20 protein-coding genes are annotated in these 20,818 nt (G+C 48.3%); 16 read left to right on the forward strand and 4 right to left on the reverse strand.

Annotation, left to right across the window (positions count from 1 at the left end):
- The first annotated feature begins 15 nt into the window (after nucleotides 1–15).
- The 4 genes from MKX74_RS08915 to MKX74_RS08930 all read left to right on the forward strand — a co-directional run bounded on the left by MKX74_RS08915 (nucleotide 16) and on the right by MKX74_RS08930 (nucleotide 5,435).
- On the forward strand, nucleotides 16–747 hold the full coding sequence (locus MKX74_RS08915) for an SDR family NAD(P)-dependent oxidoreductase (protein ID WP_341178131.1): 732 nt from the start codon (nucleotides 16–18) through the stop codon (nucleotides 745–747).
- A 331-nt stretch (nucleotides 748–1,078) separates the two neighbouring features.
- A complete protein-coding gene (locus MKX74_RS08920; protein ID WP_341178132.1) occupies nucleotides 1,079–3,007 on the forward strand; it encodes a beta-glucoside-specific PTS transporter subunit IIABC in 1,929 nt (642 codons plus the stop codon).
- A gap of 41 nt (nucleotides 3,008–3,048) precedes the next feature.
- Nucleotides 3,049–3,882: a BglG family transcription antiterminator LicT gene (gene licT / locus MKX74_RS08925; RefSeq protein ID WP_018883601.1), complete on the forward strand. Its 834-nt coding sequence runs from the start codon at nucleotides 3,049–3,051 to the stop codon at nucleotides 3,880–3,882.
- A gap of 77 nt (nucleotides 3,883–3,959) precedes the next feature.
- On the forward strand, nucleotides 3,960–5,435 hold the full coding sequence (locus MKX74_RS08930) for a glycoside hydrolase family 1 protein (protein WP_341178133.1): 1,476 nt from the start codon (nucleotides 3,960–3,962) through the stop codon (nucleotides 5,433–5,435).
- A gap of 419 nt (nucleotides 5,436–5,854) precedes the next feature.
- Here the strand turns inward: MKX74_RS08930 and MKX74_RS08935 are convergent, their stop codons facing one another.
- The 3 genes from MKX74_RS08935 to MKX74_RS08945 are packed head-to-tail and all read right to left on the reverse strand — an operon-like array spanning nucleotide 5,855 to nucleotide 8,912.
- Nucleotides 5,855–6,679 carry a carbohydrate ABC transporter permease gene (locus MKX74_RS08935; protein ID WP_341178134.1) on the reverse strand — a complete coding sequence of 275 codons (825 nt, stop codon included), beginning with the start codon at nucleotides 6,677–6,679 and terminating at the stop codon, nucleotides 5,855–5,857.
- Nucleotides 6,680–7,552, reverse strand: a complete 873-nt coding sequence (locus MKX74_RS08940; RefSeq protein ID WP_018883598.1) for a carbohydrate ABC transporter permease — start codon at nucleotides 7,550–7,552, stop codon at nucleotides 6,680–6,682.
- A gap of 58 nt (nucleotides 7,553–7,610) precedes the next feature.
- Nucleotides 7,611–8,912 (reverse strand): ABC transporter substrate-binding protein, encoded by a 1,302-nt coding sequence (locus MKX74_RS08945; RefSeq protein WP_341178135.1) that lies wholly within the window; start codon nucleotides 8,910–8,912, stop codon nucleotides 7,611–7,613.
- A 181-nt stretch (nucleotides 8,913–9,093) separates the two neighbouring features.
- Between MKX74_RS08945 and MKX74_RS08950 the strand changes: the two genes are divergently transcribed.
- The 5 genes from MKX74_RS08950 to MKX74_RS08970 all read left to right on the forward strand — a co-directional run bounded on the left by MKX74_RS08950 (nucleotide 9,094) and on the right by MKX74_RS08970 (nucleotide 13,325).
- Nucleotides 9,094–10,989 (forward strand): cache domain-containing sensor histidine kinase, encoded by a 1,896-nt coding sequence (locus MKX74_RS08950; protein WP_341178136.1) that lies wholly within the window; start codon nucleotides 9,094–9,096, stop codon nucleotides 10,987–10,989.
- Nucleotides 10,973–11,749 (forward strand): response regulator transcription factor, encoded by a 777-nt coding sequence (locus MKX74_RS08955; RefSeq protein WP_025677516.1) that lies wholly within the window; start codon nucleotides 10,973–10,975, stop codon nucleotides 11,747–11,749. Before MKX74_RS08950 ends, MKX74_RS08955 begins: the two co-directional genes overlap by 17 nt.
- Before the next feature lie 220 nt (nucleotides 11,750–11,969).
- The gene (locus MKX74_RS08960) at nucleotides 11,970–12,125 is read left to right on the forward strand and encodes a hypothetical protein (RefSeq protein WP_341178137.1); all 156 of its coding nucleotides are present in this window, start codon (nucleotides 11,970–11,972) and stop codon (nucleotides 12,123–12,125) included.
- Nucleotides 12,122–12,709, forward strand: coding sequence for a DUF4269 domain-containing protein (locus MKX74_RS08965; RefSeq protein ID WP_341178138.1), 588 nt, complete (start codon nucleotides 12,122–12,124; stop codon nucleotides 12,707–12,709). Before MKX74_RS08960 ends, MKX74_RS08965 begins: the two co-directional genes overlap by 4 nt.
- A gap of 130 nt (nucleotides 12,710–12,839) precedes the next feature.
- On the forward strand, nucleotides 12,840–13,325 hold the full coding sequence (locus tag MKX74_RS08970) for a hypothetical protein (RefSeq protein WP_341178139.1): 486 nt from the start codon (nucleotides 12,840–12,842) through the stop codon (nucleotides 13,323–13,325).
- A gap of 141 nt (nucleotides 13,326–13,466) precedes the next feature.
- Here the strand turns inward: MKX74_RS08970 and MKX74_RS08975 are convergent, their stop codons facing one another.
- The gene (locus MKX74_RS08975) at nucleotides 13,467–14,318 is read right to left on the reverse strand and encodes a YitT family protein (RefSeq protein WP_445667259.1); all 852 of its coding nucleotides are present in this window, start codon (nucleotides 14,316–14,318) and stop codon (nucleotides 13,467–13,469) included.
- Nucleotides 14,319–14,671: 353 nt separating this feature from the next.
- Between MKX74_RS08975 and MKX74_RS08980 the strand changes: the two genes are divergently transcribed.
- The 7 genes from MKX74_RS08980 (at nucleotide 14,672) to thrS (ending at nucleotide 20,250) form a co-directional block, all read left to right on the forward strand.
- Nucleotides 14,672–15,268 carry an HAD family hydrolase gene (locus tag MKX74_RS08980; RefSeq protein WP_341178141.1) on the forward strand — a complete coding sequence of 199 codons (597 nt, stop codon included), beginning with the start codon at nucleotides 14,672–14,674 and terminating at the stop codon, nucleotides 15,266–15,268.
- A gap of 96 nt (nucleotides 15,269–15,364) precedes the next feature.
- Nucleotides 15,365–15,898, forward strand: a complete 534-nt coding sequence (locus MKX74_RS08985; protein WP_341178142.1) for a DMP19 family protein — start codon at nucleotides 15,365–15,367, stop codon at nucleotides 15,896–15,898.
- A gap of 47 nt (nucleotides 15,899–15,945) precedes the next feature.
- Entirely contained in the window at nucleotides 15,946–16,230 is a 285-nt protein-coding gene (locus MKX74_RS08990; RefSeq protein WP_341178143.1) for a hypothetical protein, read from the forward strand.
- Between the two features lie 9 nt (nucleotides 16,231–16,239).
- The gene (locus MKX74_RS08995; protein ID WP_341178144.1) at nucleotides 16,240–16,512 is read left to right on the forward strand and encodes a GNAT family N-acetyltransferase; all 273 of its coding nucleotides are present in this window, start codon (nucleotides 16,240–16,242) and stop codon (nucleotides 16,510–16,512) included.
- A gap of 116 nt (nucleotides 16,513–16,628) precedes the next feature.
- Nucleotides 16,629–17,177 carry a glutathione peroxidase gene (locus MKX74_RS09000; protein WP_018883587.1) on the forward strand — a complete coding sequence of 183 codons (549 nt, stop codon included), beginning with the start codon at nucleotides 16,629–16,631 and terminating at the stop codon, nucleotides 17,175–17,177.
- 191 nt (nucleotides 17,178–17,368) lie between these two features.
- On the forward strand, nucleotides 17,369–17,827 hold the full coding sequence (locus tag MKX74_RS09005) for an NUDIX domain-containing protein (protein ID WP_341178145.1): 459 nt from the start codon (nucleotides 17,369–17,371) through the stop codon (nucleotides 17,825–17,827).
- Nucleotides 17,828–18,336: 509 nt separating this feature from the next.
- Nucleotides 18,337–20,250 (forward strand): threonine--tRNA ligase, encoded by a 1,914-nt coding sequence (thrS, locus tag MKX74_RS09010; RefSeq protein ID WP_341178146.1) that lies wholly within the window; start codon nucleotides 18,337–18,339, stop codon nucleotides 20,248–20,250.
- Nucleotides 20,251–20,818: the final 568 nt, after the last annotated feature.

The following is a 20,818-nucleotide window of genomic DNA, read 5'->3' on the forward strand; positions in this document are numbered from 1 at the left end:
AAAGGAGGAGCAGCTATGCTACAGCATATGAAGGTTATTGTCACGGGAAGTGGATCAGGAATAGGAAAGGCTATCACCTTGCAATGCCTCCAAGAAGGTGCGGCAGTGATGGCATGTGATATCAATGAAGATGCGCTAACCAAGCTTCAGGCCGATGCAAATACGGAGCAGCTATCTACGTACAGGCTGGACATCAGCGAATACGAGGACGTGAGTTCCTTCTTTGCTTACATATCTGAGAAGCACCCCGATGTGAACGGCTTAGTGAACAATGCAGGCATTTACTTAGGTAAGTCATTATTGAACTATACACCTGACGAAATGGCCAAGGTGATGAGCGTAAATGTTATGGGGAGCGTGTATGTCTCACGTTGCTTTGGTGAAATGCTGTTACAGCAGCAGCGTCAGGGAACGATCGTTAATATGTCCTCTGTATCCGGGTTGGAAGGAAGCTCAGATGCCGTCTACGGGATGTCCAAAGCAGCCATTCTAGGGCTAACCAAGAGCTGTGCTATGAACTTTGCCCCATATATCCGAGTAAATGCGGTAGCCCCAACGATGGTAGATACTAGCATGATGGAGGAGATCCCTGTATGGAGAAAGGAAGAATATTTAAATCACCAACTGATTAAACAGCCGCTAAGCCCCGAGAGTGTTGCTGATACAGTGATTTTTTTACTATCAGACAAATCGAGGCACTATACCGGTGCTACCTTCGATATTAATAATGGCGGTTATCTTAGATAGATGACCGCTTCATAGCGGGAACAGAAATCCCTTGTCTCAAATGCTTGCAATTTCAAGAAGGCAATGATATATTGATTCGTGTAAACGTTTTATTTTACGAGAGAGCCCGGGACATTGTATGACAATGATCTTTCGTGAGGTAAAGGTCTATAAGCATAATTAATTAACGTATTTAATTCAATGCACAGAGCTGTGCATTCCATACATCATATCCAATCTGGCGTGTTACTGTTCGGCAGGCAAGACCTGAATTGGGTAGTGAGCATTTTATGTTCCTACCCTTTTTAGGTCTTTTTTTATTCTCTATTTTCTGGAAAGTGAGTGTTGAAGCATGAATTATAAAGAGACAGCCCGCGCTATACTCGACAAGGTGGGCGGACAAGGCAATATCAGCAACGTCATCCATTGCTCTACTCGTCTACGTATGAATCTCCGCCAGCCGGAGCTGGCGAAGACAGAGGAGATCAAGGCGCTGGACGGTATCATGGGTGCGGTCAATAGCGGCGGACAATATCAGGTGATTGTAGGGAACGATGTTGGTTACGTCTATAATGAATTAGTAAAGATGCTGGATATGAATGCAGAGGGAACCTCGCAAGGGACGACTCCGGCAGATCGTAGTCTCAAGGGATTGTTCAACAGCTTTGCGAGCATGATTGCCGGGATATTCCAGCCGATTATTCCAGCGATTGCGGCTTCGGGGATGCTGAAGGCATTGCTGCTGTTGTTGACAGTGACGGGTGTGATGTCCAAGGAAAGTCAGACGTATCTTATTCTAAGCCTAATCGCTGACTCAGCCTTCTATTTCTTGCCGGTACTCTTAGCTTTTACAAGTGCTCAGAAGTTCAAGGCCAATCCGTTTGTAGCTGTAGCTCTTGGTGGCGTACTGCTGCATCCGAATCTGATTAGCTTGTTAGGAGGAGATGCGCCTGTATCTTTCATGGGATTACCCGTCCCGTCCGTCACATACTCGACCTCGGTCATTCCCATAATATTGACCGTCTGGTTCATGTCCTATATTGAACGATTTGCAGATAAAATCTCACCAGGACCTGTGAAGATCTTCCTGAAGCCGCTGATCACAATCGTCATTGTAGCGCCAATCGCTCTGATTGTGTTGGGACCCCTTGGCAACTATGCTGGTACTGGCTTGTCCGCGGGCGTGGTATGGATTCAGGAACGAATCGGTTGGCTAACCGTAGTCATTTTGTCGGTATTAATGCCGATCATCGTAATGTTCGGTATGCACAAGGTACTGTACCCGATCATCTTTGCAGCTATCGCTTCGCCAGGTTATGAGACGCTTGTGCTCATTGCCATGCTGTGCTCTAATATGGCACTAGGAGCAGGAGCTATGGCTGTTACTGTCAAGACTAAGGACCCTAAGCTGAAGCAAATTGCTCTGCCAGCAGGGATCTCCGGCTTGTTCGGTATTACTGAGCCTGCATTGTATGGTGTGCATTTACGGCTCAAGAAGACATTATTCGCCAGTATGATCGGTGCGGCTGCGGCTGGATTATACGCCGGATTGGTGAATTTGAAAGCCTTCGCGGCGGTTGGGCCGGGACTGGCATCCTTGCCGATGTTTATCAGTGAAGATAGCTCGAATCTGGTGAATGCGCTAATTACGTCAGCAATATCTATCGTGGTAACATTCATCGCAGTATATGTAATTGGGTTCAAGGACGAGGCTTCAGCAACGACCGCTGAGCAGCCGTCTGGTAACGCCAGTGGATCTCCTTCCCACACTACAGGAGTCACAGCAGCAGCTGAGATGTCCCAAGTGCGGAGCAAGAACATTAAGTCTCGAAGTGTTGTATTTGCACCAATCGAAGGGATAGCATTACCGCTGAGTGAGGTGCAGGATGAAGCCTTTGCCCAACAAGCTATGGGACAGGGGATGGCGATCAGACCCCATCAGGGTAGAGTGGTAGCTCCTTTTGACGGTACAGTAGAGACGGTCTTCAAGACCAAGCATTCCATCGGATTGAAGTCTGTAGACGGGGTAGAGCTGCTCATCCACGTAGGACTGGATACGGTCAAGCTGAAGGGAGAGCACTTCAACGTCCATGTCCAGGAAGGCGATACCATTCGTCATGGTGATCTACTGATAGAGTTCGACCTGAATGCCATTGAGGCCGCAGGCTATGATACGACAACGCCAGTCATTATAACGAATGCAGGCACTTACCTGGAGGTGCTCGGACACGGAGCCGGGGATGAGATCGGGCCGGACAAGCCCCTGATCACAGCATTCTGACACCAGGAGAAATCAGCCTAGAAAGTGAGAGGTCATAGGATATGAAAGTCATTAAGATTCTCAATTCGAGTGTTGTGCTTGCGAGGCGTGATGACCACAAGGAAGTCATCGTGATGGGGAAGGGCATCGGATTCAAAAGCAAACCGGAGGATGAAATACAGGAGCATGAAATCGAGAAAATATATGTCCTTGAGAATGAAAGTATTTCCTCCGATCTGACTGCATTAATGAAGGAGACGCCGAAGGAATACCTGATCGTGGCGGACGAAATCATATCCTATGCCAAGCAAGCCTTATCTAGGGAACTGAACGAGCATTTATACCTGTCCCTGACGGATCACCTGTATATGGCGGTCAAACGTTACAAGGAAGGTATGACCTTGCAGAACCGTATGCTGTGGGAGATCAAGAAATTTTATCCACAGGAATTCGGGATCGGGCTTCATGCCTTGGGGCTAATGGAGCAGCATCTTGGTGTTGCTCTTCCCGAGGAGGAGGGAGCCAATATTGCCTTCCATCTGGTGAATGCGTCACAGACGGAGGATAACATGAACCAGGTGCTGTTGATGACAAATACCGTCAAGGACATTCTGAATATCGTCAAGCTTCATTTCGGTATTGAGCTGGATACGACGAGCATTAACTACTCTCGATTTTTGACTCACTTGCAGTTCTTCGTCCAGCGTCTGTTGGAGCAGAAGATGCTAGAGTCCCAGGATCATGATCTACTTGGGCAAATTATGAGCAAGTACCCGGAGGAAGAGCTGTGTACAGAGTCCATTCGACGTTATATTGAAGCGAGATTCGGCTACCATATTTCCAGCGAAGAGACGATGTACCTGATCATCCATATTAACCGCGTCATTAGCAGGTAATGAGCAACTCGACTCTTAGAATGGTTCAGTTGACAACAATAGAAGTAGACATGTAGATAATTAAGGAGGAGACAGACATGGCAGAGATCACCAGAACATTTCCTAAGGATTTTTTGTGGGGAGGAGCCATTGCGGCTAACCAGGCAGAGGGAGCTTGGAATGTAGATGGAAAGGGGATATCCACAGCGGATATTGCGATCTTCAAGAAAAATGTCAGCAATCAGGACTATAAGAAGCATCAAGCCATCACGGAGGAGCAGATTCAGCAGGCGCTAGAGGATGAATCCGACAGAGATTATCCAAAGCGCAGGGGGATCGATTTCTATCATCGCTACCCTGAGGATATGGCTTTGTTCGGAGAAATGGGGCTCAAGACGCTTCGGATTTCTCTAGCCTGGACACGGATTTTCCCAAAGGGAGACGAGCTTGCACCGAATGAAGCTGGGTTGCTGTACTATGATAACGTGATTGATGAAATGCACAAGCATGGAATTGAGCCGCTGGTGACCTTGTCTCATTATGAAATGCCCATGCATCTCGTCAATGAGTACGGTGGTTGGACGGATCGTCGCGTAGTGGATTTTTTCGTCCGCTTCTGTAAAGTTGTATTCCAACGTTATTCAGGCAAGGTCAAGTATTGGCTTACCTTCAACGAGATCGACAGTCTTGTACGGCATCCATTCACGAGTGGGGGGATTGTACCGGACCGTTTCGACAATGTCGAACAGGCTGTATACCAGGCGTTGCATCATCAATTCATAGCAAGTAGTCTCGCTGTGAAATATGCCCACGAGCTGATTCCAGGCTCCCAGATTGGCTGCATGCTTACCCGGCTGCTGACGTACCCGCATACCTGTGATCCGCAGGATGTGCTGGCTGCCTACCGCAACAATCAATTCAATTATTTCTTCACCGATGTACAGGTGCGCGGTGCTTATCCACGGTATATGGACCGTTTCTTCCGCGAGCGTGGAATTGTCATCGACAAGCTGGAGGGAGACGATGAGATTCTGCGTACCCATCCGGTAGACTTTATCTCCTTTAGCTATTACATGTCCCTGGTAGCCAGTGCCAATAGCGAGGGATTGGAGAAGGTAAGTGGCAATACCACAGGTGGGGTCAAAAATCCGTACCTGCAGACGAATGATTGGGGCTGGCAGATTGATCCGGTTGGCCTTCGGTTATCGCTGTGCGACCTGTACAATCGTTATCAGGTGCCCTTGTTCATCGTGGAGAACGGGATCGGTGCCTATGACCAGATTGAAGAGGACGGCAGCATACAGGATGAATATCGGATTGCTTATTTCCGCTCGCACATCGAACAGATGCATGAAGCGATCCTAGACGGAGTAGAGCTTATGGGCTATACGAGTTGGGGAATCATTGATCTGATCAGCTATTCTTCCTCCGAGATGGAGAAGCGCTACGGCTTTATCTATGTAGACCAGGACAACGAGGGGAATGGAACCCTGGAGCGCAAGCGGAAGAAGAGCTTCTATTGGTATAAAGATGTCATTGCGAATAATGGATTGGTGCCGCACATTACAGGGTAGAGATAACGAACTTTACTTGGATAAAAAAAGATGAGTATGATCGTCCTGAAGCAGAAGGTCGAGAGCGGAAAAATGTAGCACATCCGCTCTCGACCTTTGTTCCGTACTAGAGAAATTGCTGCACAATGGTGATTTCGCCATGTGATTTAATAAGGTAACAGTATGCACACAAGTAGCGGAGAGGACGAAGCAATTCCAAAGAAGCGGCAGCGTTCGCCTTTGTCCCCGAATTGTATCCGCTATAAAATTTATAATTGGAATTTCGGGGACAACAGTGATCGGAGGAATGGTTCGTTCTCGGAGCGCCTCTGCTCCGCTGCCTTATCGCCTCGTTTTCTCACTATCTTATTGTCTCACCACTAAACTATGCGACTACTCACCACTACATCACTACGCGCCAACCGTATACTATTATTGATTTATCCCTTAACAGCCCCTGAGGTAAGACCTCCTACAATATATTTCTGTCCCAGGAGGAATACGAGCAGCACAGGCAGAGACGTAAGCACGATATCTGCACTGACCAGGTTCCACTGCGCACTGAATTGCCCAAAGAAATTGTACACGGCTAGCGTCATCGGCCACATATCGACCGTATTGAGCATATACAGCGGAGCGGTGAATTCATTCCACACACTCAGGAAGTTGAGGACAAAGACAGTCACTAGTACGGAGCCCAGCAGCGGCATAATAATTTTCCAGAATAGCTTGATGCCGTTGCAGCCGTCCATAATCGCAGCCTCATCCAGCTCCTTGGGAATGCCTGAGACGAATGCATACGTGATGAATAGAGAGATCGGGATCCCCATAGCTGTGTAGAGCAGGATCATGCCCAGATGGGAATTGATCATGCCAAGCGTCTTCATGACCTCCATGAGCGGAATGTAGTTCAGCGGCAGGGTAATGCCGAGAATCAGGAAAAAGTACAGAACGTTGCTGAGCCTGGAGTGATTACGCGAGAGTGTGAAGGCCGAGAACGCTACTACGAATACCAGCAGCAAGGAGGACGAGGTCGCATGCAGCAGGCTGTTCAAGAAAGATTGGCCCAAATGTCCTTGCTCATAGACAATCTGATAATTATCGAATATAAATTTTTCAGGCAGGCTTAGCTTCAGCACCTTCGCCTCAGCGTCCGACTTGAATGAATTCAGCACAATGACGACGAAGGGAATGAGCACGATCAGGCTCAGAATCCAGGCAAGCGCATTGAGTCCGATGGAGGTAAGCCTTTTGCGCCATTGCATTTACAATTCCACCTTTCTGCTCATCAAGCGGATAATGAACACGGAGATGATGGCCATAATGAGGAACAGGATAGTAGACAGCGCACTGCCCAGACCCCAGTATCCTTTGGCAAAGGAAGAGTAGACAGCGGTGTTGATGACATCCGTTGCGTTCCCCGGGCCTCCGTTCGTCAGCACATAGACGGCGTCAAATACTCGCAGTCCGTACGTAATGTTCAGCACGGTTGCAATCGTAATGGTAGGCATCAGCATGGGAAGCGTAATGCGAAGTAGCCGCTGCCAGAAGCCAGCCCCATCAATCGCAGCTGCTTCGTAATAGTCCCGGGGAATGGCGAGTAGGCCAGCAATGAATAGCACCATGATGTAGCCCATCCCTTTCCAGGTGTCCACGGCCATAATGGATGGCATCGCCCAGGTGAGTGAGCCCAGCCAATTCTGAGCGAGCGCATCCAGACCGAGCGAGCGCAGGGTGACATTGACGAAGCCGTTATTGGGGTCCAGCAGGCTCTTGAAGACCAGACCAATAATCAGGAATGAGAGCACCTGCGGGGAGAAGATGATCATCCGATGCAGGCTGGCTGCCTTCACTCCGCTGACGAGCAGCAGAGCGAGGAGCAGTCCCATGATTGTCTTTGCAATGGAGGTCACCAGCGTGAATAGCACCGTATTCTTAATGAATAACAGGTAGGTCGGATCGCCTGCCAGAATAGTGCGGAAGTGCTCAAGTCCGATAAAGTTCTTGTCCGGGCTATAGCTATTCCAGTCTGTGAAGGAATAATAGATTCCCAGCACAGCAGGAGCGACGATGAAAAGTGCATATAACACAATCGCCCCGGAAGAGAAGTACCATGGATAGATTTTGTTAGGGTTCATATCAGGTCACACTTTCCTTCCTGCCGTGAGCAGGCATGCTTGCGGAGGCATGCGCGGCTTATTGCCACGCCTCGTCCTTCAGCACCTTGGCTTGCTCTGCCCGGCGTTTATCAATATTCTGTAGAATCTGCTCCGGCGTCATCGCACCTGCGAACATTCCTGAGATGTCCTTGCCAATATCCATCCATTGCGGGTCAATGTATTTGACAGCAGCCTGCATAACCGTGCCTTTCTCATGTGCCTTCTCATACTCGATATAGTCCGGAGTCAGCTTAGGTTCGATTTCTGGCCAGCAAATCGTCAGATTACCCTCACCCCCGTCAAATACCTTTTGCAGATTGTCATGCTGCGTAATCCAGCGGAAAAACTTCAGCACCTCTTCAGGATGCTTGCTGTTTTTGTTGCCGAACATGGCCGCCGATCCCCCGGGGTTGACGCCAATCGTCTGATTGTCTCCCCAAGGCATAACGAAGAATCCCATATTGTCCTTCATAGCAGGATATGCATCAGATACTTCCTTCTCTGTACCCGGCACCCGTAGTAGCATGGCCGCTTTTTCCTGACCGAAGGCCTCGATGCCAGCTTCTACCGTATTGGACAGGAAGTCCTTGCCAAAATACCCGAGCTCTGCGAATTCATTCAATTGCTCCAGCACCGTTCTGAGCTGCGTCAGCTCCTCGACCTTCATCTCGTTATTGTTCAGCTTGTCATAGGTCCCAGGTGCGAGCTTCTCATAATTGGGTCCCGTCTCGAACAATGGGAGCACTTGGTACCACCCGCTAGCTGGAGCCTGATAGAATGGGGTAATACCCTTATCCATGATCTTCTGGCTGATCTCCTTGAATTCGGCATAATTGGTTGGAGGTTCGATACCAAGCTCATTGAAGATGCGTTTGTTATAGTAGACGTACCAGATTTTGGACGGGGCGAAGGAGACGCCATATACTTTATCCTTGTGGCTAACGGTAGGCAGTATCTCCTCAGACATGCTAGAGGTGAACTCCTCATTCGTCAGGTCAATGGCGTTCTCCTCAGGTCGCACATTGGCAGGCATGCTGAGTGGGTCTACGTCCACGTTGAAAATATCCGGAGCCTCTCCCGAGGCCAGCTTCACCTTAATGAGGTCGCGCCACTGGGCATCTGGAACGACCTGAAAGTCGATTCTAACACCAGTCTCCTGCTCGTATTGCTTAGCCATTTCCTGCATAATACCTGTACGGGGGATACCCGTCTGGCTGGTTCCAAAGGTCAGGGTTACTTTGTCAGAGCCGCCCGAGCCTCCTGACGAGCTACATGCGCCCAGCAATAGGCCGGACAGCAGCAGCAAGCTTGCAAGTGGAGCGAGAATTCTTTTTTTCATGAGTGAGCCTCCCCTAAAATATGCTTGTGATCGCTTGCAGAATCGGAAATGTAAGCGTATTCTTATGTGCATAACTTTACTTTGAAAGTGGAGGTCACTCAATAGACAAAAGCGTTCTGTTGAGGTGGACATTTTCGTATGGAAGTGAGCAACGCGGATGATTTGGAGAGGTGAAAGCAACATGCGATATCGTTTTAGAACGCTGCAGCAAAGTCTGTTTACCTACTACTCAGTCGTATTCATTATCTTCTCGCTCCTGGTGGCAAGCCTGTTGTATGTATTTTTGGCAAATGACATCCGCAGTCGCAGCGCTGATCAGCAGAAGCAACTGGTCACATCCATTGTGAGCAACCTGGATCAGGAAATCATCAAGATGAACAATCTCTCCATGAATATTGTGTATTCCAATCTGGTCAAGGAGCACTTTAGCCATTATTTGTCTCTGGCAGAGGATGAGCAGAAGCGTGCTGCTGTGGACCCGTTGTTCTACAAGGACAACACCACGCTGATTGACGTCATACTGGCAATTATCAGCAGCTCGAATACGGCACAGCAGGCCAATATCTATGATAGCAACGGTAAAATGCTGGGTGCCGGGGCATTCAATGGACAGCGGGTTGTTGATCTGACACAAAGGCCCTGGTATGAGGAGACCTGGAGACGCAATGGGTGGCGTGTACTGCAAATGCTGCAGGGCGGCTCGTTGCCAGTCCCCACGGCATCCGGTCCCTCTGAGCATCGTTATCTGTCACTAACCCGAGTATATAAGGACGGAAATTATGTCAGTCAGGGAGTAGTGGAGATTTTGCAGGATGCAGCAACGGTGTTCCGTTACCCCCAGGAGCTGGTCGCGGATAACAAGGAGGTCTCCATCTATGTGCTGGATGAGCAGGATGCCGTATTATATCCCTTTACTTCCGAGTCTGGGGAGTGGTCTGCTGTAGGTGACTATTATGAGGAATTAATCCACAGCAGGCATTACTCACCTGAGACGATGCATGAGGTGGCTGAATTTGGCGGTACCGCCAAGCAGATGATGACCTATGCCGTATCACCGGAGACGGGATGGACGATCGTCGTGACACAATCACAGCGATCACTCTTCGCTGGACTGAATCGGGTCACCCTGCTGGTGGTTGGAGCGACCCTCGCTACACTGACATGTATATTGCTGATATCTTATCTCATATCCAAGCGCGTGACCCTTCCGCTGCACCGACTCCAGCAGTTGATACGCACTACAGATGCGCAAGCTCTGGCGACGGGGCAGAAGCCCGGCCAATTATTCAAGCTGGAGAACCCTGGAGCGATTCGTGAGCTGGATGAGCTGAACGATACGTTCTTCAAGCTTAATCAGCAGCTGGTACAGTCCTTTCAGGATTTGTTAGCACTCAAGACCGAAGAAGCTGAAGCTCGACTATTGGCGCTGCAATCCCAGATGAATCCTCATTTTCTGTATAACAATATTGCTAACATCAGCATTATGGCAGAGGAGGGGATGAACGACGAGATTGTAGCTTTTTGCGGGCATATTACAGCGATGCTTCGATACATTTCAGGGTCCAGCAAAAACGGAGTCCCGTTGTCAGAGGAGCTGGAGTACTGTGAGCGCTACCTGGAGTGCATGAAGATTCGTTTTGAGGACGATCTGCAATATGAATTTAGCATCCCGGATGAAATGAAGAATAATCAGGTTCCAATGCTGCTGATCCAGCCTCTGCTGGAGAATACCATGAAATACGGTCTTCGTGATACACCTCCCTGGCGTGTACGAATTATGGGTGAGCAGGATAAGACGAACAATAGATGGAAAATAACAGTTGAGGATAATGGCCCTGGCATGGAGCCGGAGGCCATGAAGGCTATGCAAGAGTATATGGAATCCTCACGAGATTGGCAGCGTATGCCCAATATGCGCATTAACGGAATGGGTATGAAAAATATATGGATTCGGCTGAAATTATGGTATGGCGATGCGGCAGATATGCATATCACGAATCTACCCACTGGTGGGGTGGAAATTGCAATCTCTGGTTCTATTCGAAAGGAGTCGGTTAACGATGGCGATGACCTATAGAACGATCATTGTGGAGGATGAAGCACTCATCCGTCGCAATGTGTCCCGTAAATTCCGTGAACTGGATTCCCGCTTTGAGGTCATTGGCGAAGCCAGGAACGGGCAGGAGGCACTGAAGCTGATGGAGCAGGCTGTACCGGATCTGGTCGTCACGGATATCCAGATGCCGATTATGAATGGGCTGGAGCTGGCGAAGCATCTGTATTTTGCGTATCCTCATGTCAAAATTGTTATCCTAAGCGGTCATCATGAATTCGAATATGCACGACAGGCCATCACCTATAAGGTTGAAGATTATTTGCTCAAGCCGCTAACGGAGGAACAGCTACGTGCCTTGCTGCATTCACTTGAGATCAAGCTGGGCCGTGTGAATGATTCGCTGGCCCGGGTAAGCGCGGTGACCGATGAACAGCTTCAGGCCGAAGATATAGCCGAGGCTGTCAAGCTGTACCTGAAGCAGAACTACATGCATGAAATTACGTTGCAGGATATGGCAGGGCAGCTGCATTTTTCGGTGGACTATCTTGGGAAATGCTTTAAGAAGGTGACCGGCGAGACGCCTCTCAAGTATTTGACAGGCCTGCGGCTGAATGAGGCCAAGCGGATGCTGGTGACCTGCGGGGATATGGATATCAAGCATGTAGGCAAGTCGGTCGGCTACAGTGACCCGCATTACTTTAGCCGAATCTTCAAGAACAAGACAGGGATGTACCCCAGTGAGTACAGACAGCAGTGGCAGGCGCCGGGGGATACGAATTGACTTAATAGATCTGTAGGTGGGGAACGTAACCTGCAGGAATCCTTTGACAGGAGGCGTGGGTGGATATATCTTCAGATAAGAGACACATTCTTGTGCGTAAACTTGGTAAATATAGTGACGATGCTGAACTCCAGTGCTACTGATGTCTAAGCTAAGTACTGGCTAATGAATGCATCAGCCAGTCAGAACGGAAGGATGGGATGATGCAATGCTGGAATGCATGTGGATAAACGCTGCAGATGCTGAGGCCGCTGAGTCCATAATGAAATTTTTCGGTCAGCAAGCCGACCAGTCAGGTTGTTCAGGAACAGTATTACTGGAGATTCAAGGCCGATTGGGGAAGCTCTGCAAGCTGACAGGAGATCATGCTTCATGATAGAGCTCGACTACAGTGAGGATTTCAGGAGCATAAACTATATGCAGGAAGGTAATCCCAGACAGAGACGATGCTATGATATTCTGAAGCGATTGGGAATTATGGAGCGATTGGAAGGCTTCAGCCCACTGCTAGTAGGGACTATACCGATTGATATAGCTCTACCGGATAGCGATTTGGATATTATATGTGAGGTTCATGATATGGAGGCTTGCTCGGCGATTATGGAGGTTTACAAGAAGCAGCCTGGGTTTCGTCAGGCCATTCGCACAGTACACGGTATTCAGCGAATCGTAATCTCCTTCCAACAGGAAGGGCAGTGGGTTGAAGTGTTCGGCCAGCCAATCCCGACGGTAGAGCAAAATGGCTATCGGCACATGCGGATTGAGCATAAAATCCTGACACTGCTCGGGAGCACATATCGAGAGAGGGTTCGGGAGTTGAAGAGACAGGGCTTGAAGACGGAGCCAGCCTTCGGTGAACTGCTTGGTCTGCATGGTGATCCATATCAGCTTCTACTAGAGATGGAAGGCTGGACGGATGCAGAACTCAGGAATTTTTTGGACAAAGAGCAGATTAGTTAGATTACGAGTCATGAAAGGGCGAGGATCGGTTGAAGGAGATCGTGAGCAGCAGATAAGAATTACGTCATCAAAAAGTGAACAGGAGCACGAGGGTAATCAACATGAGTTTTAGATTGGTGGGATCGGGTAAATGAAGAGATTGGTAATAGGAACATTGCTAGCGATACTTCTCTTATTCGTATCAGCTTGTTCTGAGAATCACACATTCAGAGTTACACATTGGGGTATGAGCGTAGAAGAGGTTAGGCAGACAGAGAGTTTGGAGCTTACAGACGCAAATGAAGTAAGTCCTCAGACATTAATCTATGCTTACCCCACAACAGGGTCTGGAGAATCTGAGGTCATGTACATATTTCCAGATGAATTCAATCAGACATTAAATGCTGCTGCCTACTGGTATAGGCTTGAGCCGTTGGAAGAACGTACTATCCTTCTCCAAAATCTTCGTATGGACCTTAGCGAATCCTACGGGCCCCCCCATTCCTTCGAAAACAGCCATTTCAAAGGATATACATGGGAGGATGAACAGACTGTGCTTCGGTTATATGATGACATTGGTGCTGGTGCAGTTGTGGAGCTATATTACAGTAAAGACTATTTAGAATTCATGTTGTAATAAGCTTCATAACACTTCATAAGTACAGTTATTCATGTTCAATTCACGTATGTTTGATGAATACGTTCAAGTCCTTGAAGTTCAAGGACTTGTTTATGAAGTCGGAGATGCTTTATCCTAACCAGTTACAACCACTAGCCATTACTTCGAGATATCGATGAAGCCTTCACCAAAAACATCACGCACGTCATGGATGGTGACAAAGGCGTTCTTGTCCTCTGCCCGCACAATTCTCTTCAGCATGGACACCTCCTGCTTGCTGATGACGATGTACAGCACTTCCTTGTCCTGCCCCGTGTAATAGCCGGAGCCCCGCAGCACCGTGACACCCCGGTCCATGAGCTTCGTTACCTGCGCTGCAATGCTGTCATGCTGTGCTGATATAATCGTCACTGCTTTTTTGGGATTCAAGCCTTCCACAATGAAATCCATGACCTTCGTTCCTACATAAAGAATGACGACGGTAATCATAGTCTTCTCAATCCCAATGACGAAGATCGAGAAGCCAGCAACGATCAGATCGAAGAATAACAGGGCGTAGCTAATATTCCAGTCCCAGTATTTGTTGGCTAGACGCGCCAGGATAGTCGTCCCTGCGGTTGTACCGCCCACGCGGATGATTAGCCCGATGCCGACTCCAGCCAACAGCCCTGCAAAAATAGCGTTAATGAAAGCCTCGCTCGATGATATCTCCCAATGCTCGGTCAGATACAGGAATAGTGAGTTAAAGCCGACCGCTATGATCGTATATAGTGTCGTTTTTTTATCCAGCAGCCTATAGCCGACGATCAGCAAGATCCCGTTCAGAACGATACTGACAATGGCCGGAGACCAGCCGAGGAGATAGTATAAAATGATGGTGATCCCCGTTACGCCGCCTTCACCATAATCGTTCGGTATGACGAATAAATTGACAGCGAGGGCAAATAGAAATGCCCCGATAACCAGCATGAGTAATTCGTAGGTTCTTTTCTTCACAGACAATACCTCCATTTACGACTGAATTCACACAAAAAAAGCGATTAAAGGAGAGTTACATCCTTTAATCGCTTTATTCACACATGAAGTGCCAGCTCTTTTGATAGTCTTATTATAATTGGCAGATCACGGAATGTAAATGCTAGGTTGGCACCAAGAGGTGCTCTCATGAAGAATGTATTAGAAGATAGCATTTGCTACTCAGTAATAATATGATAGATGTCGTAAAGTGTGTTATTGGAGGGATATGCAGTGCCAAGACATGAGTTCATTCATCAATTTAGCTTAATTATCCAAGTCGTAGACAGTGCACTTGTATCAAAACAATCCGTAATTCACTATGGGATATAGGACAGATGGAGGGACATATGCATACTGAAAAACCAAATTTAGTATTGGATGTTGGAGGAGTGCTGCTAACCAATATCACGCCTGTATTCTGGGAAGAGGCAGCTGAGCTACTCAAGGTACCATATACAACGCTACGAAGTCTCTATAAGGATCAAGTTCGCGAGCAACTGTGGGATGGAACGATCCGCGAAGAGGGGTTCTGGGCCTGGCTCCAGCAGCAGTCCTCCAACGAAAATGTAGTATTGAGCAATGTCCATGTTACCAAGCATCTTCAACCGCTGCCCGCGTGGGATAAATTAAAGGAATGGAGCGAATGCTTCCAGGTCCACTTGCTCAGTAATCATCGGGCTGAGTGGATTACTCCGGTATTGGAGCCGATTAGGAACTATATAACTTCCATGACGATTTCCAGTACCGTCGGCTGCTCGAAGCCTAATTCCAATATATTCCAGATTGTCCAAGAGCAATTATCTGGCTCGCAGCCGGTCGTATTCGTAGATGATGCTGAGCAGAATCTAGAGATGGCCAAGGCCATAGGCTGGACTACCATTCTGGCAGATGCTGAGCACCAATGGATTGATGAGGTCAAGCTACATATACAAGAAATGAAATGAACGGGAAGAAGGGGACCGATACAGCTCACTGATGCATGATTGACAGGGGAGGAAAATGGACTATTGCGGGGAAGCTTGTGAGGGAGGGAGAGTTTTGTGGACATTAAACAGCTGCTCCATACGGTAATCTCGACTGATACGCTAGCACATGGGAGTGGAGAGGACATCGTGGGCGAGATATGCGACAGCATGTACGGAGTTCCACGAACTCAGCTGTGGGAGAGCTTCGAGCTGCTACCGCGCGTGCTGCAGGATGTGATGCTGATGATCGAGCTTGACACGGAGCTGAATATGAACGGAATACTAGGCTTCCTAGAGAATCGCAGCGGTCGCTACCTGCAAGAAACGGTAGAAGCTCTGCAGCGAATTGGTGCGGAGCGTGACCATGAGCTATTAGAGAGCATCCGAGTACATTGGCTCAGAGACGAACAGGAGCAGGGACTGGAATTGAAGTCAAGCGGTCCAGAAATAACCCTCCAGGTGCATTCCATAACGAGCTTTCAGGACAGACATGGCATCGACATTGAATTCATCGCGGATATAGCACAGCAGCTATACGTGTATACCGATCGTGAGCTATTTGTGTATCTCTATGACTATGTAGAAGCTCATAAGAATGAGCTGATCTAAAATTCATTTAATAGGAATACTTACTTGAGTAGGAGGTGTGCATAGAAATGAGCCATTCGTGTATACGTCACTTGGTAGATAAGGCAGGAAGGCATATCATCATTCGTCCTGTCGCAGGCGTCGACGCTGAACGAGTCCTGTCCTACAATCAGACCATTATTCGCACCGAGCCGTATTTGCTAACAACACCTGAAGAATTCACAATTACGGCTGAGCAGGAACGGATGTGGATCGAAGAGATCCAGCACAAGGACAATCATATCATCCTGCTGGCGGAACATGAAGAGCAGCTTGTGGGCTTTCTGTCCTTTCACGGTGGACACAAATCTTAGATTGCCCACATGGGAAGCTTCAGTGTTAGTACACATCAAGATTATCGTGGAAGTGGTATTGGACGTGCGCTGATGGAGGTGCTGATTGATTGGGCGAGGGCACATGATCGTGTTGCCAAGCTGAAACTGGAGGTGTTCGAGCATAATCAGGCGGCGATCCAGTTGTACAGATCACTTGGGTTCACGGAGGAGGGGGTCCTTCGTCATGAAATCAGGCTGGAGGAAGGCAGCTATGCGGACATAATCGCCATGGCTCTATTCGTGAAGGATGCACCGCAATAGTCAGCTTTCCTTATGCTGATGTACCCGTTATAATTTTCAGGTATGGCAAGCGTCACCGTATTTCATATCTTAAGCATCTTACGAATGCTGAGCAAAAGCGAGGAGTAGTGGATAACATGGCGACTATTTATGATTTTAATGTAACGAAGACTAATGGTGAGCGCTTTCCGTTGTATCAATATGAAGGAAGACCTGTACTTATTGTGAATACAGCTAGCAAATGCAAATATACACCACAATTCGACGATATGCAGAAGCTGTTCGATGAATACCGGGAGCGTGGCTTACAGGTCATTGGTTTTCCTTGTAATCAGTTTGCCGAGCAGGAGCCGGGCAGCAGCCAGGATGCAGAAGCTTTTTGCCAGATTAACTATGGCGTGAAATTCCCCATGTTCTCCAAGATTGATGTGAATGGGGAGAACGCTCATCCATTGTACGATTACTTGCGCAAAGCCATTGCCTTTGAGGGCTTCGACGAGGATGATATCAATGCGAAGCTGCTGAAGCTGATGGTGGCCGACAAGGCCCCAGAATGGCTGCATGGTAATGCGATTAAATGGAATTTCACCAAATTCCTGATTGATGCTGAGGGGCGTGTCGTCAAGCGCTTTGAGCCTGTGTCCTCGATTGAGAGCATCCGTGCAGGTATTGAAGAGGTCCTGTAGCACTTGATAGGCTGGTAGAGTTGGCCAAGACTCTGCAAGAGTAAGCAAGATCTGTCAAGTGCAAGAGAGAAGTCCATGCATCAGTCAGAAGCATGAACGGGCCAACAAGTGAAGAGTAAGTCACCAGTAAGTCACGAGTAAGTCACTGTCATGAGCAATTCGGAAGCAAACCTGATTGGGGGACAATACAGATGAAGCCAATTCGTAATTCCTGCAAGGCTGTCATTGTGCAGGATGGCAAGCTCTTGCTTACGAAGAATCGCGATCAGTTCGGGGAGGCTTACCTGTTCCCCGGTGGTGGGCAGGAGCACAGCGAGCCGCTATCTGAGGCTGTATATCGCGAATGTCTGGAGGAGCTGGGAGCCGAGGTGATCGTCAAGGATATTATCCATATCCGTGAATATATCGGTCGGAATCATGAATTCGCGGAATGGGATTCGGATTATCATCAGGTGGAGTTTTATTTTGAATGTGAGCTGAAGGACCCGACCGTGAAGCTTGAGGGTGGGGCCGTACCAGATCCTAACCAGATCGGGATTGAGTGGGTGGCTCTGGAGGAGCTGGAGGACATTCGACTGTATCCTGGCAAGCTCGGACGGATCATTCGTGACCGTATCCAAGCAAGTGTGTACATAGGCGATGTGAACTAAGCAGACATCACTAGGCAGACATCATAGCGAATGCTTTGCTTGTCCTGACCTCTTGGGTCCTTATTTCCCGCTATGATGCGGGTTGGCGTACGGATTCTAAAAAGTTGCTTGACATTTTCAAAAATCTCCTTGTAAGATAAAAAGCATATTCAAAGGCAATGATCAAAGACATGATTCCCATGTCGGGCTGCCAGAGATAGGGGTGATTGGTGCGAGCCTCTTCAGCTGTCGAATGTGGAGTTACCCCTTTGTAGCCGCAGCCTGGAACCCCGTCTTGTTCAGAGACGCTAGTATAGGCCGCCGACTCGTCCACGTTATCGGATGCCAATTAAGGACCTGAAGCTGCCTGCATTGATGTCTCGTCATTGCTGTGCGTCTGCTAATGGTCGAATTAGGGTGGAACCACGAGCACACACTCGTCCCTTGATACCGGGACGGGTGTTTTTTTGCATTCACATAACCAGCATACGTCCCGGACAAAAGAAAGCAAGAACGAGGAGGAAGCAGAAATGGCAGTAAGTATTCATTTGCCGGACGGCTCGGTCCGGGAGTATGTAGAGGGCAGTAGTATTGAGGATGTGGCTGGATCGATCAGTAGTGGTCTACGTAAGAATGCTGTGGCAGGCAAGCTAAATGGAAGGATCGTAGACTTGTCCACCAAGCTGATGGAAGGAGCACATATCGAGATTGTAACTCAGGACACAGCCGAAGGCCTTGAGGTCATACGACACAGTACGGCGCATCTACTGGCACAGGCTGTTAGGCGTGTGTATGGCAGCAAGGAGGTGCAACTCGGTGTAGGTCCGGTTATCGTAGATGGCTTTTATTATGATATGGATCTGAAGCATTCGCTCAATATCGAAGATCTGCACAGGATTGAGAAGGAAATGAAGCGGATTGCAGATGAGAATCTCCCGATTGTGCGTAAAGAAGTCAGTCGTGAGGAAGCCATTAAGCTGTTTACAGAGCTGGGTGATCCTTATAAATTGGAGCTGATTCAGGAACTGCCTGAGGATAGCATCATCAGTCTGTATGAGCAAGGTGAGTTCGTGGATCTGTGCCGCGGACCGCATGTCCCTTCGACAGGCAGACTTAAAGTATTCAAGCTGATGAATGTAGCTGGTGCATACTGGCGTGGAGATAGCAAGAACAAGATGCTGCAGCGGATATACGGAACAGCATTCGTGAAGAAAGTAGAGCTGGATGAACATCTGCACATTTTGGAGGAAGCGAAGAAGCGTGATCACCGCAAGCTTGGTAAGGAGCTGGGGTTGTTCATGTTCTCTGAGGAGGCACCAGGGATGCCGTTCTATCTGCCGAACGGGATGACCGTGCGTACAGAGCTTGAGGATTTCGCTCGCCAGGTTCAGCGGAAGCTGGATTATGAGGAGGTACGGACACCTCTGATGATGAATAACCGGATCTGGGAGCAGTCAGGCCACTGGGATCATTATAAGGATAATATGTATTTCACAAATGTGGACGACACAACATACGCGCTCAAGCCCATGAATTGTCCGGGCCACATGCTGATCTATAAGGACCGCCGTCATTCCTATCGTGAGCTGCCGATCCGTCTGTCCGAATTCGGTCAGGTACACCGTCACGAATTCTCTGGGGCACTTGGCGGAATGACTCGTGTACGGACCTTCTGTCAGGATGATGCGCACCTGTTCGTCCTGCCAGAGCAGATCGAAGAGGAGATTGGGCGTGTCATTGATCTGATCGATTACATGTACGGTGTGTTCGGCTTCTCCTATGAGATTGAGTTATCTACACGTCCAGATGATTCCATGGGCTCGGAAGAGCTATGGACGCAGGCGGAGCAATCCCTACGGAGCGTGTTAGAGAAACGTGGCGTGACTTACAAGCTTAATGAAGGCGACGGGGCCTTCTACGGACCGAAGATCGACTTCCATATTCAAGATGCGCTCAAGCGAAGCTGGCAGTGTGGCACCATTCAGCTGGACTTCCAAATGCCGGAGAAGTTCGAGCTTAGCTACATTGGAGAGGATAATGGCAAGCATCGTCCTGTGGTGATCCACCGTGCGATCTACGGCTCTATAGATCGCTTCATCGGGATTCTGACGGAGCATTACGCAGGTGCTTTTCCGCTGTGGCTCGCGCCTGTCCAGGCAAGAATATTGCCGGTATCTGATCGGTACGTGGACTATGCATTGAGCGTCAAGCGCACACTCGCAGACGCGGGGCTCCGGGTCGAGCTCGACAGTCGGAATGAGAAGCTGGGCTACAAAATCCGGGAAGCCGGGCTGCACAAGGTCCCATACATGATCATAGTGGGAGAGAGTGAGATGAATGCCAATCTGGTGTCTGTTCGGAAGCGAGGAACGGACGAGAATAGCAGTATGGAGGCCAGTACTCTAATAGAGCAGCTGCAAGAGGAAGTGGCTGCCAAGCGGTAGAAGACGCGAGACAATAGCCTGAGGATAATTTGTAAGACATTGATTTTGGATTGTACAATTGATATCTAGCGGCGCTCCTTGCTTATATAGCCATATCTTGGGGCGCTGTTGGTGTTATGCTAACCCAATGTGAATTCTTTAGCGAATGCTATTGTCACGCTGGAATGGTCCATCGCTAATACTTACGTTAATAGACTGATGTCAGGTGAATCCAGTGTAATCCCAGAGTATATTGCCTATTTCTCTGCGCAGAAAGAAGAAACACTCTCGGTAATAGATAACATAATTAAAGCAGTTTATAGACAATTTATTAATGTGGCAGATGAAACGTAAGTATTTCTATTTTCTCAGAAATTCCCTTGTTATATTTCTTGGAACTGCTTTTGAGCAAATATAGTAAGGAGAGTGAAAGGGTCTAGCATATTTCTAAACAATATACATAATTTCTTAAATCACGCAGGTTCAAAAGTTACCTTAAGCCTAAGGCATATTCATACGTTCCATAACTTGGTATAATGTGATCTGTTAAAATGAATATATTATTGGCTGTTTTCTAACTCATAACTTT

It is taken from the genome of Paenibacillus sp. FSL K6-1230 (assembly GCF_038002385.1).
GTDB lineage: Bacteria > Bacillota > Bacilli > Paenibacillales > Paenibacillaceae > Paenibacillus > Paenibacillus massiliensis.

What these genes read in the sequence shown, in the direction of transcription:
- MKX74_RS08915 (WP_341178131.1), top strand. Translation starts at nt 16, where the DNA reads ATGCTACAGCATATGAAGGTTATTGTCACGGGAAGTGGATCAGGAATA.
- MKX74_RS08920 (WP_341178132.1), top strand. Translation starts at nt 1,079, where the DNA reads ATGAATTATAAAGAGACAGCCCGCGCTATACTCGACAAGGTGGGCGGA.
- licT (WP_018883601.1), top strand. Translation starts at nt 3,049, where the DNA reads ATGAAAGTCATTAAGATTCTCAATTCGAGTGTTGTGCTTGCGAGGCGT.
- MKX74_RS08930 (WP_341178133.1), top strand. Translation starts at nt 3,960, where the DNA reads ATGGCAGAGATCACCAGAACATTTCCTAAGGATTTTTTGTGGGGAGGA.
- MKX74_RS08935 (WP_341178134.1), bottom strand. Translation starts at nt 6,679, where the DNA reads ATGCAATGGCGCAAAAGGCTTACCTCCATCGGACTCAATGCGCTTGCC.
- MKX74_RS08940 (WP_018883598.1), bottom strand. Translation starts at nt 7,552, where the DNA reads ATGAACCCTAACAAAATCTATCCATGGTACTTCTCTTCCGGGGCGATT.
- MKX74_RS08945 (WP_341178135.1), bottom strand. Translation starts at nt 8,912, where the DNA reads ATGAAAAAAAGAATTCTCGCTCCACTTGCAAGCTTGCTGCTGCTGTCC.
- MKX74_RS08950 (WP_341178136.1), top strand. Translation starts at nt 9,094, where the DNA reads ATGCGATATCGTTTTAGAACGCTGCAGCAAAGTCTGTTTACCTACTAC.
- MKX74_RS08955 (WP_025677516.1), top strand. Translation starts at nt 10,973, where the DNA reads ATGGCGATGACCTATAGAACGATCATTGTGGAGGATGAAGCACTCATC.
- MKX74_RS08960 (WP_341178137.1), top strand. Translation starts at nt 11,970, where the DNA reads ATGTGGATAAACGCTGCAGATGCTGAGGCCGCTGAGTCCATAATGAAA.
- MKX74_RS08965 (WP_341178138.1), top strand. Translation starts at nt 12,122, where the DNA reads ATGATAGAGCTCGACTACAGTGAGGATTTCAGGAGCATAAACTATATG.
- MKX74_RS08970 (WP_341178139.1), top strand. Translation starts at nt 12,840, where the DNA reads ATGAAGAGATTGGTAATAGGAACATTGCTAGCGATACTTCTCTTATTC.
- MKX74_RS08975 (WP_445667259.1), bottom strand. Translation starts at nt 14,318, where the DNA reads ATGGAGGTATTGTCTGTGAAGAAAAGAACCTACGAATTACTCATGCTG.
- MKX74_RS08980 (WP_341178141.1), top strand. Translation starts at nt 14,672, where the DNA reads ATGCATACTGAAAAACCAAATTTAGTATTGGATGTTGGAGGAGTGCTG.
- MKX74_RS08990 (WP_341178143.1), top strand. Translation starts at nt 15,946, where the DNA reads ATGAGCCATTCGTGTATACGTCACTTGGTAGATAAGGCAGGAAGGCAT.
- MKX74_RS08995 (WP_341178144.1), top strand. Translation starts at nt 16,240, where the DNA reads ATGGGAAGCTTCAGTGTTAGTACACATCAAGATTATCGTGGAAGTGGT.
- MKX74_RS09000 (WP_018883587.1), top strand. Translation starts at nt 16,629, where the DNA reads ATGGCGACTATTTATGATTTTAATGTAACGAAGACTAATGGTGAGCGC.
- MKX74_RS09005 (WP_341178145.1), top strand. Translation starts at nt 17,369, where the DNA reads ATGAAGCCAATTCGTAATTCCTGCAAGGCTGTCATTGTGCAGGATGGC.
- thrS (WP_341178146.1), top strand. Translation starts at nt 18,337, where the DNA reads ATGGCAGTAAGTATTCATTTGCCGGACGGCTCGGTCCGGGAGTATGTA.